We start from the raw sequence: 11,772 nt of genomic DNA, 5'->3' as shown, positions 1-11,772 counted from the left end.
GACGAGTGCAAGGCAACCGTGGTCCCCCCGCGGATACGCCGAAGAGCGACCACCCGGATGGATGATCGCTCTTCGGTGCGTTCGCGTTACAGCCTCTTCAGGCCGCGCTCACGCGGGTGAGGTTCGCTGAACCCCGTGAGGTGTTACTTGACCTCGACGGAGGCGCCGGCGCCCTTGAGGGACTCGGCAGCCTTCTCCGCGGCCTCCTTGGAGACCTTCTCGAGGACCGGCTTCGGGGCGCCGTCGACGAGGTCCTTGGCCTCCTTCAGACCCAGGGAGGTCAGCTCGCGCACGACCTTGATGACCTGGATCTTCTTGTCGCCGGCGCCGGTGAGGACGACGTCGAACTCGTCCTGCTCCTCGGCAGCCTCGGCCGGGGCGCCGGGGGCGGCCGGGCCGGCAACGGCGACCGCGGCGGCGGCGGTGACGTCGAACTTCTCCTCGAAGGCCTTCACGAACTCGGAGAGCTCGATGAGGGTCATCTCCTCGAACTGGGCAAGCAGCTCGTCCTGGGTGAGCTTCGCCATGATGGCGGTCCTTCCACTCGATCGGCGGGTGCCGTATGTACTGGATGTGGCGGGCGTACGTCGGCCCGCTGCGACCCCGGCCGCCTCATGCGGCAAGGGTCAGAAAGCGAGCCGAATTACTCGGCACCGCCCTGCTCGGCCTGCTTGGCACGGAGCGCGTCCACGGTGCGGACGAGCTTCGAGGGCAGCGCCTGGAAGAGCTGAGCAGCCTGGGACTGCTTGCCCTTGAAGGCACCGGCCAGCTTGCTGAGCAGAACCTCGCGGGACTCGAGGTCCGCAAGCTTCTTGATCTCGTCGGCGGACAGCGCCTTGCCGTCAAGGACACCGCCCTTGATGACGAGATTCGGGTTGTCCTTGGCGAAGTCACGGAGACCCTTCGCCGACTCCACCGGGTCACCGGTGACGAAGGCGACAGCCGTCGGACCGTTGAACAGGTCGTCCAGCGTGGTGATCCCGGCCTCGTTGGCCGCAATCTTGGTCAGCGTGTTCTTCACCACGGCGTACTTGGCGTTCTCACCGAGCGACCGGCGCAGGGTCTTGACCTGCGCCACGGTGAGACCGCGGTACTCGGTAAGCACGGCAGCGGTGGAGTTGCGGAACGCTTCCGTCAACTCGGACACTGCGGCAGCCTTGTCGGGCCTCGCCATAGAGCCTCGGCCTCCTTCCGGGTGATTCTGACCGCGCGGACCCGAAGGAGGAGACTGGGAAAAACGAAACGCCCCGGCGCAGGCGCTCGGGGCGGACTCGACCGGGCGCCTACGCGTGAGCGCGTCTGCTCCGGGAGTTCTTCCACTGACACCTGCGCGGGTCGCCCACTTTGCAGTAGGTCCTTCGGCCACCACACCCTCAGGTGAGCGTGCGGCAACGACCAGCGGTCTTTGGCTTCTCGAGGAGAGTACGTGACTCGGGCACCGACGGGCAAATCCGGTGCTCAGCGGCTATCCGCGGCTCCCTTGGAGCCAGCCAGCTCCGTGAAGTCACGGGTGTCGGAGGCCGGGGGCGCCTCGGCGGCGATACGGACCCCGTAGTCACGGTAGTAGGCGGTGCTGACCAGGCTGCCCTGGGCGGTGTCGGCCCGCTCCACCTTCTTCACCAGCAGGTTCCGGTGGTCGATCCACAGGTCGACGGACTCCGTGCGCACCCCGGCCTGGTCGAGCTGCCGCTTCAGCCCGGCCAGCTCGCGCGCGCTGAGCCCGCTGTCCCGGCCCGCCAGGTCGGCCACCCGGACCCGGCCCCGGTAGTGCGTGGCCCGGGCGCCCCGGACCCGCTCGGTGCCCACCCGGCGCACGTCCCCGGAGGCCAGCAGCATCTTCACCGACTGGTTGGGGGTGGTGTTGCGCATCTGGTCCTTCAGATACATCCCGAAGCCGTCGCCTCCGCGCGCCAGGTCGGCGTACCCGTACTTGATCCAGTGCCTGCCGCCGGCCCGCTTGGCGAAGGCGTCGCTCATGCGCGCGTAGTAGGCGTCCGGGAGGTAGCGGGCCCGGAGGGACGGGGTGCCTGCCTTGCGCATCGCGGCCGCCAGGGTGCCGCCGGTGTAGCGGATGGTGAGGTGGCCGGTGACCCCGTCGTGCCAGCGCAGGGCGCCGTCCGAGGACAGGGAGACGGCCTTGCCGTAGCTGAGCGTGGAGCGCACCCGGACCGACTCGGCGCGGTCGGTGGAGTGCTCCGCGGAGCGCAGGGCGGCCAGCGAGCGGGCCTGGCCGGCGTCGTGGGCCTCGCCGCACGCGGCCGGGGTCGACAGGGCCAGCGCCATCGCCGCGAACCCCGCCCGGCGGACGTTCGTGCTCCTCATCCGGTCCCCCACCCCTCTACGCGCCTGTCCGCACCGTAACCCAGCGGTGCTCCCGGCCGGGAGGGGAGGCGGAAAAGGGGAGGACCCCGCACCCGGAGGGGGTGCGGGGTCCTCGACCTGCGTCACGCGTCGCAGACGCGGCTACCGGTGAGCGAAGGCTCAGACGGCGGCCGGGTCCTCCTCGACGAGGAGGTTGCGGGTGCGGTTCTGGTCCACCAGGATGCCGGGGCCCATCGTGGTGCTGATGGCGGCCTTCTTGATGTAGCGACCCTTGGCGGCGGACGGCTTCAGGCGGAGGATCTCCTCCAGCGCCGCGCCGTAGTTCTCCACCAGCTTGTCGTCGTCGAACGACGTCTTGCCGATGATGAAGTGCAGGTTCGAGTGCTTGTCGACGCGGAACTCGATCTTGCCGCCCTTGATCTCGGTCACGGCCTTGGCCACGTCCGGGGTCACGGTGCCGGTCTTCGGGTTCGGCATCAGACCACGCGGGCCGAGGACGCGGCCGAGGCGGCCGACCTTGCCCATGAGGTCCGGGGTGGCGACGACGGCGTCGAAGTCCAGACGGCCCTTCGCCACCTCGTCGATCAGCTCGTCGGCACCGACGATGTCGGCGCCGGCGGCACGCGCGGCCTCGGCACGGTCACCGGTCGCGAAGACCAGGACCCGAGCGGTCTTACCAGTGCCGTGCGGGAGGTTCACGGTGCCACGGACCATCTGGTCGGCCTTGCGCGGGTCGACACCCAGGCGGAAGGCGACCTCGACGGTGCCGTCGAACTTGGTCGTGGAGGTCTCCTTGGCGAGACGGACGGCCTCGAGCGGGGCGTACAGCTTCTCCCGGTCGACCTTGGCGTCCGCAGCGCGGAGAGCCTTGCTGCGCTTGCTCACAACTTGCTCCTGTGTGTTCTGAAAAAGGAGTCGTGGTGTACGGGCCGAGCAGGCCCTACCACGTGCGACCGCCCGTTCGGCAGCCGCGGGGAACTACGAAGGTGGGGCTCAGCCCTCGACCGTGATGCCCATGGAGCGCGCGGTACCGGCGATGATCTTCGCCGCGGCGTCCAGGTCATTGGCGTTGAGGTCGGGCATCTTCGTGGTGGCGATCTCGCGGACCTGCGCGTCGGTGATCTTCGCGACCTTGGTCTTGTGCGGCTCGCCGGAGCCCTTCTCGACACCAGCGGCCTTGAGGATCATCTTCGCGGCCGGCGGGGTCTTGGTCACGAAGGTGAAGGAACGGTCCTCGTAGACCGTGATCTCCACCGGGATGACCCAGCCACGCTGCGACTCGGTCGCGGCGTTGTAGGCCTTGCAGAACTCCATGATGTTGACGCCGTGCTGACCGAGCGCGGGGCCGACCGGCGGGGCCGGGTTCGCCGCACCGGCGTTGATCTGGAGCTTGATGAGCCCCGTGACCTTCTTCTTCTTGGGAGGCATAGCTCTCCGGGTCCTTTCGATTCGGGTCCTGCCCGCGTAAGGGGACCAACCCGGACGCAGGCATACCGCACAACGATAGCGGGTATAGATGTGCGGCTAAAAACCGTGCAGGTCAGACCGGCTACGAGAGCCCGTCTGACCTGCACGGAAGCGTGTGACCAGAAAAACTAGTTCTTCTGGATCTGGTCGAAGCTCAGCTCGACCGGGGTCTCGCGGCCGAAGATCTCGACGAGGCCCTTGACCTTCTTCGAGTCGGCGTTGATCTCGTTGATCGTGGCCTGAAGGGTGGCGAAGGGGCCGTCGGTGACGGTGACCGAGTCGCCGACCTCGAAGTCCAGCACCTGGACCTCGACCTTGCGCTGCGGGGCGGGCTTGCCCTCGGCCTCGGCGGCCTCGCGGGCGGCCTTCTCCTCGGCCTCCGGGGCGAGCATCTTGACGATCTCGTCCAGGGTCAGCGGGTAGGGGTCGTAGGCGTTGCCGACGAAGCCGGTGACGCCGGGGGTGTTGCGGACGACGCCCCAGGACTCGTTCGTCAGGTCCATGCGGACCAGGACGTAACCCGGCAGCTTGTTCTGCTTGATCGTCTTGCGGTCGCCGTTCTTGATCTGGACGACCTCTTCCTGCGGCACCTCGGCCTGGAAGATGTAGTCCTCGACGTTCAGCGAGACGGCGCGCTGCTCCAGGTTCGTCTTCACGCGGTTCTCGTAACCGGCGTAGGTGTGGATGACGTACCACTCGCCGGGCAGCGTGCGCAGCTCCTCGCGGAGCGCGGCGACGGGGTCGACCGGCTCGGCCGGCTCCTCCTCGACGACCTCGACGGCGTCCTCGGTCTCGGCGACATCGCCGGCCTCGTCCGCCTCGTCGGTCTCGACGACGTCCTCTTCGACCTCGGTGACCGCTTCGGCGGGCTCGCCCGCAGCGGCCTCGGCAGCCTCGAACTCGTCCTGCTCGTCCGCGCCCTCGACGATGTCGAGCTCGGCGTCCACCGCCTCGGCGGTTTCTCGGCGAGGCTCGGTGGCGTCGTTCAGGTTCGGGTCAGACACGATGGCTGCTTCTTCCTGGATACATAGGGGTGGAACATGCGAAAAAAGGCGCCGGTACCACGGCGCCCTTCGCTCTTGGCTCAGCCGAAGACGTACTTGGCCGCGTGGTTGAGGCCATAGTCAATCACGGTGACCAAGCCAATCATGATGACGACGAAGACGATCACGACGGTCGTGTACGACGTCAGCTGATTGCGGGTCGGCCAGACGACCTTGCGGAGTTCCGCGATGATCTGGCGGTAGAAGGTGGCAAGACGCTTCAGCGGGCCCTTCTTGGCACGCTTGCCGCCCTTGCGGGGCTTCTTGGCATCCGACAGCTCGTCCTGGGCATCAGGCGTGTCGATGGAGCCCACGGCGTCCGTCATGCGTCCTCACCTGATCCCGGAATCGTGGCCGTGCCGCGCCCGGTGAATTCAGAGCCGCACGGCGGTGCATTGCTGTACGTACATGCGCACACATCCTGGCGGTGTGTGTAGCAGGGCCGGAGGGACTTGAACCCCCAACCGCCGGTTTTGGAGACCGGTGCTCTACCAATTGAGCTACGACCCTTTGGTGTCCCCCAACCTACCGCATCCGCCCGACCGCCCAGTGTGGAGCGGACACGCGGTGGCTGCTGGAGGCCAACGAGGGATGAGTGTACGTGCTCCACGGCCCGGCGTCGAACAGAAAGTGCCCGGCCGGGCGCCCGGAGTGGAAGATCGTCCAGGCCGCGGCCCGGATTCGGACCCTTGTTCCGCCGGCCGCCCGGGGCTGTTCAGTCTGTGAAACCCGTGTGCCCGCTGTGTTTCCGGTCTGGAACGATGGGCCCATGAGCGCTGCAACCCCTCCCACCGAGCGCCGGGTCTCCGCCCGAGTCGGCGCGATCTCCGAGTCCGCCACCCTCGCCGTGGACGCCAAGGCCAAGGCCCTCAAGGCCGCCGGGCGTCCGGTGATCGGCTTCGGCGCCGGTGAACCCGACTTCCCGACCCCGGACTACATCGTCGAGGCGGCCGTAGAGGCCTGCCGGAACCCGAAGTTCCACCGCTACACCCCGGCCGGCGGCCTGCCCGAGCTGAAGGCGGCCATCGCCGCGAAGACCCTGCGGGACTCGGGCTACGAGGTCGACGCCTCGCAGATCCTGGTGACCAACGGCGGCAAGCAGGCCATCTACGAGGCGTTCGCCGCGATCCTCGACCCGGGCGACGAGGTCATCGTCCCGGCCCCGTACTGGACCACCTACCCGGAGTCGATCCGGCTCGCGGGCGGGGTCCCGGTGGAGGTCGTGGCGGACGAGACGACCGGCTACCGCGTCACCGTCGAGCAGCTGGAGGCCGCCCGCACGGAGAAGACGAAGGTCGTCCTCTTCGTCTCGCCGTCCAACCCGACCGGCGCGGTCTACAGCGAGGCCGAGGCGGAGGCCATCGGCCGCTGGGCCGTCGAGCACGGCCTGTGGGTGCTGACCGACGAGATCTACGAGCACCTGGTCTACGGCGACGCCACGTTCACCTCGCTGCCCGCGATCCTGCCCGAGCTGCGGGACAAGTGCATCGTGGTCAACGGTGTCGCCAAGACGTACGCCATGACCGGCTGGCGGGTGGGCTGGGTCATCGGTCCCAAGGACGTGGTCAAGGCCGCGACCAACCTCCAGTCGCACGCCACCTCCAACGTCTCCAACGTGGCGCAGGCCGCCGCGCTGGCCGCCGTCTCCGGCGACCTGAAGGCCGTGGCGGAGATGCGCGAGGCGTTCGACCGGCGCCGCCGGACCATCGTGCGGATGCTGAACGAGATCGACGGCGTGCTGTGCCCGGAGCCCGAGGGTGCCTTCTACGTCTACCCGTCGGTGAAGGACCTCCTGGGCAAGGAGATCCGGGGCAAGCGCCCCGCGACCACGGTCGAGCTGGCCGCGCTGATCCTGGAGGAGGCCGAGGTCGCGGTCGTCCCCGGTGAGGCGTTCGGCACGCCGGGCTACCTGCGGCTGTCGTACGCGCTGGGTGACGAGGACCTGATCGAGGGCGTCAGCCGGATGCAGAAGCTGCTGGCGGAGGCGCGGGACTGAGGTCCTTCTCCAGCGGGGCGCGGCCTGTTCGACTGAGCAGGCCGCGCCCCGCTTCTGTGTGCGAGCAAGACCACTAAAGGGGAACCGGCTACCGGTGTGGCCTCCCGGTGCGGCAGGATCTCTGGATGGAGCGTGTACGTGATCTCTCGGAGCTTCCCAAGGCCCATCTGCATCTGCACTTCACCGGCTCGATGCGCCCCGGCACCGTCCTGGAGCTGGCCGACAAATACGGCGTCCGGCTGCCCGAGACCCTGATCGAGGCCCTCACCAGCGGCGAGCCGCCGAAACTGCGGGCCACCGACGAGCGCGGCTGGTTCCGCTTCCAGCGGCTGTACGACGCGGCGCGCTCGTGCGTGCGTGAGCCCGAGGACATCCAACGACTGGTCCGCGAGGCCGCCGAGGAGGACGTCCGGGACGGTTCGGGCTGGCTGGAGATCCAGGTGGACCCGACCTCGTACGCCCCCCGGCTGGGCGGGCTGATCCCGGCGCTGGAGATCATCCTGGACGCGGTGGACACCGCCTCCCGCGACACCGGGCTCGGGATGCGGGTGCTGGTGGCCGCGAACCGGATGAAGCACCCGCTGGACGCCCGCACCCTGGCCCGTCTCGCGGTGCGGTACGCGGACCGGGGCGTCGTCGGCTTCGGCCTTTCCAACGACGAGCGGCGCGGCATGGCCCGCGACTTCGACCGGGCCTTCCACATCGCCCGCGAGGGCGGCCTGCTGTCGACGCCGCACGGCGGTGAGCTGACCGGCCCGGCGTCGGTGCGCGACTGCCTGGACGACCTGCACGCCACCCGGATCGGGCACGGGGTGCGCGCCGCGGAGGACCCGCGCCTGCTGAAGCGGCTCGCGGACCGGGGCATCACCTGCGAGGTCTGCCCGGCCTCCAACGTGGCCCTCGGTGTCTACGAGAAGCCCGAGGACGTCCCCCTGCGCACTCTGTTCGAGAGCGGCGTCCCGCTGGCCCTCGGCGCCGACGACCCCCTCCTGTTCGGTTCCCGGCTGGCGGCGCAGTACGAGATCGCCCGCCGTCACCACGCCTTCACCGACGCCGAACTCGCCGAGCTGGCCCGGCAGTCGGTGCGCGGCTCGGCGGCGCCCACGGAGACGAAGGAGCGTCTGCTGGCGGGCGTGGACACGTGGCTGTCCGAGCCGGTGAGCGCATGAGGCTGACCGTGTTCGGCGCCACCGGCGGTGTGGGCGGCGAGATCGTCCGGCAGGCCCTGGAGGCGGGGCACGAGGTGACGGCCGTCGTCCGGGACCCCGCCCGGCTCACCGTCACCGGGGAGCGGCTGCACGTGGTCCGGGCCGACCTGTCCGACCCGGAGGCGCTGCGCGGCGCCGTCGCGGGCCGGGACGCGGTCCTGTCGGGGCTGGGGGCGCGGTCCCGCAGGGCCGCGGGGGTGACGGCCCGGCTGACCCGCGCGGTGCTGGCCGCCATGGCGGCGGAGGACGTGCGCCGGCTGGTGATCGTCAGCGCCGCCCCGGTGGGCCCGGCCCCTAAGGACGACGGACCCCTGGACCGCGCGCTGCGGTCCGTGGTGTCGGCGGTCCTCAAGGACGTCTACGCCGATCTGCGCGAGGCGGAGGCCGAGCTGGCCCGCAGCACCGCCGAGTGGACCTCGGTGCGCCCGCCGCGCCTGCTCGACCGGCCCCTGACCGGTCGCTACCGCAAGGTGGTCGGCGGCTTCCCGCGCGGCGGCCGGACCATCGGCCGCGCCGACGTGGCGCACGCGATGCTGGCGGCGCTCGGCGACCCGGCGACGGTCCGGCGGGGCGTCGGGGTGGCGTACTAGCCGGGGCGTACTAGGGTCTTTCGTTTGGATCAGGCCGGATCAGGGAGCGGGGTCTGGTGCCGTGCATCGCAAGGCGGAGGAGGGCGACATGGCGGAGCCATGGCAACCGACGACAACGCCGCGAGGCGTGGTGCCAGAACCCGCGAGCCCGGCAAGATCCAAACGAGAGGCCCTAGAGGCTGACGCCCACGGTCACCGGCTCGTTGACCAGGGTCACGCCGAAGACGTCCTGGACCCCGGCGACGACCTCGCGGGCCAGCGCGAGCAGGTCCTCGGTGGTGGCCTCACCCCGGTTGGTGAGGGCCAGGGTGTGCTTGGTGGAGATGCGCGCGGGTCCGGTGCCGTACCCCTTGGTGAAGCCGGCCTTGTCGATCAGCCAGGCCGCGGAGGTCTTCGTGAGCCCCTCCCCTGCCGGGTAGGCGGGCGGTACGGCGTCCGCGCCGAGGTGCTCGCGCACCCGCTCCCGGAAGGCGGCGAACCGCTCCTCGTCCAGGATCGGGTTGGTGAAGAAGGAGCCGGCCGACCAGGTGTCGTGGTCCTCGGGGTCGAGGACCATGCCCTTGCCCGCGCGCAGCCTCAGCACGGTCTCGCGGGCGTCGGCCAGCGGCACCCGGTCGCCGGGCTCGACGCCGAGCACGCGCGCGGTCTCCGCGTACCGGACCGGCGCCGACAGGCCGCCCGCGTCCTGGAGTTCGAAGCGGACGCGGAGCACGACGTAGCGCTCGGGGTCGGCCTTGAAGCGGCTGTGGCGGTAGGAGAAGGCGCACTCCTCGCCGGTGAGCGTGACGGTCTCCCCCGCTCGGCGGTCGTAGGCGGTCACCTCGGTGATGGTGGAGGAGACCTCCTGGCCGTACGCGCCGACGTTCTGGATCGGGGTGGCGCCCGCCGAGCCGGGGATGCCGGCCAGGCACTCGATCCCGGCGAGCCCGGCCTCGACGGTGCGGGCGACGGCGTCGGTCCAGACCTCGCCGGCGGCCAGCTCCAGGGTGGTGCCGCGCAGTTCGACGCCACGGGTGGCGATGCGCAGGGCTGTGCCGTCGAAGCCCTTGTCGCCGATGACCAGGTTGGAGCCGCCACCGATGATCAGCAGCGGGGTGCCGCTGTCGTCGGCCTCGCGGACGGCGTCGATCACCTCGGCGTCGGTGGTGGCGGTGACCAGCCGGGTCGCGGGACCGCCCAGCTGGAAGGTGGTCAGCGGGGCCAGGGGGGCGTCGTGGAGTACGTGCACGGAGGCAAGACTACGGGGCCGGGGGGAACGGTAAGGGGCGCCCGCCATTGCCGGACGCCCCTCACTTCTGCCGCTGTACTGCTGCCGCTGTCGGTCAGGCCAGCCGGACGACCGCCCGGGACATGCCGAGCACCTTCTGGCCCGCGCAGGTCGCGGTGAGGTCGACGCGGACGGTGTTGTCGTCCAGCTTGGCTGCGACCTTGGCCGCGACCTCGATCAGCGCGCCCTTGTCGTCGTCGGGCACGACGACCGGCTTGGTGAAGCGGACGCCGTACTCCACGACGGCGGCGGGGTCCCCGGTCCAGTCGGTGACGACGCGGACGGCCTCGGCCATGGTGAACATGCCGTGCGCGATGACGTCCGGCAGGCCCACCTCCTTGGCGAACCGCTCGTTCCAGTGGATGGGGTTGAAGTCCCCGGAGGCGCCCGCGTAGCGCACGAGGGTGGCGCGGGTCACGGGGAAGGTCTGCGCCGGGAGTTCGGTGCCGACCTCGACGTCGTCGTACGCGATCTTCGCGGTCATCGCTGCTCAGACCTCCTCGGCCGCGCGGGCCACCAGCTTGGTCCAGGCGGTCACCACGTGCTCGCCGGACGCGTCGTGCACCTCACCCCGGATGTCCAGGATGTCGTTGCCCGCCATGGACTTGATGGCCTCGATGGTGGAGGTGACGGTGAGCCGGTCACCGGCGCGCACCGGGCGGGTGTAGGCGAACTTCTGGTCGCCGTGCACCACACGGCTGTAGTCCAGGCCGAGCTGGGGGTCCTCGACGACCTGTCCGGCGGCGCGGAAGGTGATGGAGAACACGAAGGTCGGCGGGGCGATCACGTCGGCGTGCCCGTAGGCCTTCGCGGCCTCCGGGTCGCGGTACGCCGGGTTGGTTTCGCCGACTGCCTCGGCGAACTCGCGGATCTTCTCCCGGCCCACCTCGTAGGGCTCGGTGGGCGGGTAGGTACGCCCCACGAAGGACTGGTCGAGCGCCATGGGCCCGGTACCTCCTGGTCTAGCGGAGTGCTTGGGAAAAACGACTTGAGGCCGCCCCCCATACTGCTGGGGGCGGCCTCAAGTACGAGCCTGATTTATCGCGTTTCGCGGTGCGCGGTGTGCGCATTGCAACGCGGGCAGTGCTTCTTCATCTCAAGACGGTCCGGGTTGTTACGCCGGTTCTTCTTGGTGATGTAGTTCCGCTCCTTGCACTCCACGCAGGCCAGCGTGATCTTCGGGCGGACGTCGGTGGCAGCCACGTGAGTGCTCCTAGGACGAACGGATGGGCTAGTTCAACGCATGTAAGAGTAGCCGATCGAAGGACCGACCCCGCAATCGGCTACTGTCAGTAGCGGTGACCGGACTTGAACCGGTGACACAGCGATTATGAGCCGCTTGCTCTACCGACTGAGCTACACCGCTTTGATGAGATCGGAACCCGCCTCGCGACGGGTACCTCTCACACCAGAGCCCCAAAACGGAATCGAACCGTTGACCTTCTCCTTACCATGGAGACGCTCTGCCGACTGAGCTATTGGGGCGAGCGAGGAAGACATTACACGGTCCGCCGCCGATCGCCCAAATCCGTATCCGGCCGCCCATCGCGGGCCGTCTCCCAGGCCTCCGGGGCCGCTCCGGCACCTCCGGAAGCCCCGTGCCACGCCGGTACGACTATTGCCCTCCTGCGCCGTCCGCACGGCCGCCGACCCTACGCTCGGACACGCTGCGTGATCTTGCTCCGTGTCCCCCCGCCTCTGGAGTCCGAGCGCCCGATGCCCGACAGTCAGCGACAGCCTCCCCCCGCCCCCGACCAGGGCGCCCTCGTGCTCTGCGGAGCGCGGCTCACCGACGGGCGGACGGTGGACGTGAGGCTGGGTGGCGACCGCATCGAGGCGGTCGGCACGGCGGGCACCCTGGCCCGCGGGCCGGCCCGCG

At 69.8% G+C, this 11,772-nt stretch carries 14 protein-coding genes, 3 tRNA genes and 1 pseudogene; 4 read left to right on the top strand and 14 right to left on the bottom strand.

Translation table 11 applies throughout. The annotated features are described in order from the left end of the window. Positions 1-143: 143 nt before the first annotated feature. From rplL to CCN33_RS00585, 8 genes are all read right to left on the bottom strand, one after another. Entirely contained in the window at positions 144-527 is a 384-nt protein-coding gene (gene rplL / locus CCN33_RS00620) for a 50S ribosomal protein L7/L12 (protein WP_086689995.1), read from the bottom strand. Positions 528-643: 116 nt separating this feature from the next. Then, positions 644-1,174 carry a 50S ribosomal protein L10 gene (rplJ, locus tag CCN33_RS00615; RefSeq protein WP_086689993.1) on the bottom strand — a complete coding sequence of 177 codons (531 nt, stop codon included), beginning with the start codon at positions 1,172-1,174 and terminating at the stop codon, positions 644-646. A 284-nt stretch (positions 1,175-1,458) separates the two neighbouring features. Continuing rightward, entirely contained in the window at positions 1,459-2,322 is an 864-nt protein-coding gene (locus tag CCN33_RS00610) for an SCO4651 family lipoprotein (RefSeq protein ID WP_086689991.1), read from the bottom strand. A 159-nt stretch (positions 2,323-2,481) separates the two neighbouring features. After that, the gene (gene rplA / locus CCN33_RS00605) at positions 2,482-3,207 is read right to left on the bottom strand and encodes a 50S ribosomal protein L1 (protein WP_030811632.1); all 726 of its coding nucleotides are present in this window, start codon (positions 3,205-3,207) and stop codon (positions 2,482-2,484) included. A 108-nt stretch (positions 3,208-3,315) separates the two neighbouring features. Continuing rightward, entirely contained in the window at positions 3,316-3,750 is a 435-nt protein-coding gene (gene rplK, locus CCN33_RS00600; protein WP_030811629.1) for a 50S ribosomal protein L11, read from the bottom strand. Between the two features lie 167 nt (positions 3,751-3,917). Beyond that, positions 3,918-4,793, bottom strand: coding sequence for a transcription termination/antitermination protein NusG (gene nusG / locus CCN33_RS00595; RefSeq protein WP_086689989.1), 876 nt, complete (start codon positions 4,791-4,793; stop codon positions 3,918-3,920). Between the two features lie 80 nt (positions 4,794-4,873). Next, a complete protein-coding gene (gene secE, locus CCN33_RS00590; RefSeq protein WP_030811625.1) occupies positions 4,874-5,158 on the bottom strand; it encodes a preprotein translocase subunit SecE in 285 nt (94 codons plus the stop codon). Positions 5,159-5,269: 111 nt separating this feature from the next. Further along, positions 5,270-5,342: transfer RNA gene (locus CCN33_RS00585), tRNA-Trp, on the bottom strand. A gap of 259 nt (positions 5,343-5,601) precedes the next feature. On the opposite strand from CCN33_RS00585, the gene CCN33_RS00580 reads away from it, so the two are divergent. The 3 genes from CCN33_RS00580 to CCN33_RS00570 all read left to right on the top strand — a co-directional run bounded on the left by CCN33_RS00580 (position 5,602) and on the right by CCN33_RS00570 (position 8,626). Next, entirely contained in the window at positions 5,602-6,828 is a 1,227-nt protein-coding gene (locus tag CCN33_RS00580) for a pyridoxal phosphate-dependent aminotransferase (protein WP_086689987.1), read from the top strand. 125 nt (positions 6,829-6,953) lie between these two features. Beyond that, complete coding sequence (locus CCN33_RS00575; RefSeq protein ID WP_086689985.1) at positions 6,954-7,997, top strand: adenosine deaminase; 1,044 nt, start codon at positions 6,954-6,956, stop codon at positions 7,995-7,997. Next, positions 7,994-8,626 carry an NAD(P)-dependent oxidoreductase gene (locus CCN33_RS00570; RefSeq protein WP_086690012.1) on the top strand — a complete coding sequence of 211 codons (633 nt, stop codon included), beginning with the start codon at positions 7,994-7,996 and terminating at the stop codon, positions 8,624-8,626. Before CCN33_RS00575 ends, CCN33_RS00570 begins: the two co-directional genes overlap by 4 nt. A 172-nt stretch (positions 8,627-8,798) precedes the next feature. Here the strand turns inward: CCN33_RS00570 and CCN33_RS00565 are convergent, their stop codons facing one another. The 6 genes from CCN33_RS00565 to CCN33_RS00540 all read right to left on the bottom strand — a co-directional run bounded on the left by CCN33_RS00565 (position 8,799) and on the right by CCN33_RS00540 (position 11,378). Beyond that, positions 8,799-9,854, bottom strand: coding sequence for a UDP-N-acetylmuramate dehydrogenase (locus tag CCN33_RS00565; protein WP_107483877.1), 1,056 nt, complete (start codon positions 9,852-9,854; stop codon positions 8,799-8,801). 94 nt (positions 9,855-9,948) lie between these two features. Further along, positions 9,949-10,377 (bottom strand): MaoC family dehydratase, encoded by a 429-nt coding sequence (locus CCN33_RS00560; RefSeq protein ID WP_086689981.1) that lies wholly within the window; start codon positions 10,375-10,377, stop codon positions 9,949-9,951. A gap of 6 nt (positions 10,378-10,383) precedes the next feature. Further along, the gene (locus CCN33_RS00555) at positions 10,384-10,836 is read right to left on the bottom strand and encodes a MaoC family dehydratase N-terminal domain-containing protein (RefSeq protein ID WP_086689979.1); all 453 of its coding nucleotides are present in this window, start codon (positions 10,834-10,836) and stop codon (positions 10,384-10,386) included. 95 nt (positions 10,837-10,931) lie between these two features. Further along, complete coding sequence (rpmG, locus tag CCN33_RS00550; protein ID WP_003948671.1) at positions 10,932-11,096, bottom strand: 50S ribosomal protein L33; 165 nt, start codon at positions 11,094-11,096, stop codon at positions 10,932-10,934. 90 nt (positions 11,097-11,186) lie between these two features. Next, positions 11,187-11,259: transfer RNA gene (locus CCN33_RS00545), tRNA-Met, on the bottom strand. Positions 11,260-11,305: 46 nt separating this feature from the next. After that, positions 11,306-11,378 (bottom strand) — tRNA-Thr (locus CCN33_RS00540). Between the two features lie 231 nt (positions 11,379-11,609). Between CCN33_RS00540 and CCN33_RS32620 the strand changes: the two are divergent. Next, positions 11,610-11,772: pseudogene (locus tag CCN33_RS32620) on the top strand (hydrolase); the annotation flags it as partial.

Source organism: Streptomyces recifensis (genome assembly GCF_002154615.1).
In the GTDB taxonomy this organism is placed as follows: Bacteria; Actinomycetota; Actinomycetes; order Streptomycetales; family Streptomycetaceae; genus Streptomyces; species Streptomyces griseoluteus.
This window is presented reverse-complemented; position numbering and strand designations above follow the sequence as displayed.

Excerpts from the sequence above, each read along its gene's own strand:
- rplL (WP_086689995.1), bottom strand. The coding sequence starts at position 527 with ATGGCGAAGCTCACCCAGGACGAGCTGCTTGCCCAGTTCGAGGAGATG.
- rplJ (WP_086689993.1), bottom strand. The coding sequence starts at position 1,174 with ATGGCGAGGCCCGACAAGGCTGCCGCAGTGTCCGAGTTGACGGAAGCG.
- CCN33_RS00610 (WP_086689991.1), bottom strand. The coding sequence starts at position 2,322 with ATGAGGAGCACGAACGTCCGCCGGGCGGGGTTCGCGGCGATGGCGCTG.
- rplK (WP_030811629.1), bottom strand. The coding sequence starts at position 3,750 with ATGCCTCCCAAGAAGAAGAAGGTCACGGGGCTCATCAAGCTCCAGATC.
- secE (WP_030811625.1), bottom strand. The coding sequence starts at position 5,158 with ATGACGGACGCCGTGGGCTCCATCGACACGCCTGATGCCCAGGACGAG.
- CCN33_RS00580 (WP_086689987.1), top strand. The coding sequence starts at position 5,602 with ATGAGCGCTGCAACCCCTCCCACCGAGCGCCGGGTCTCCGCCCGAGTC.
- CCN33_RS00575 (WP_086689985.1), top strand. The coding sequence starts at position 6,954 with ATGGAGCGTGTACGTGATCTCTCGGAGCTTCCCAAGGCCCATCTGCAT.
- CCN33_RS00570 (WP_086690012.1), top strand. The coding sequence starts at position 7,994 with ATGAGGCTGACCGTGTTCGGCGCCACCGGCGGTGTGGGCGGCGAGATC.
- CCN33_RS00560 (WP_086689981.1), bottom strand. The coding sequence starts at position 10,377 with ATGACCGCGAAGATCGCGTACGACGACGTCGAGGTCGGCACCGAACTC.
- CCN33_RS00555 (WP_086689979.1), bottom strand. The coding sequence starts at position 10,836 with ATGGCGCTCGACCAGTCCTTCGTGGGGCGTACCTACCCGCCCACCGAG.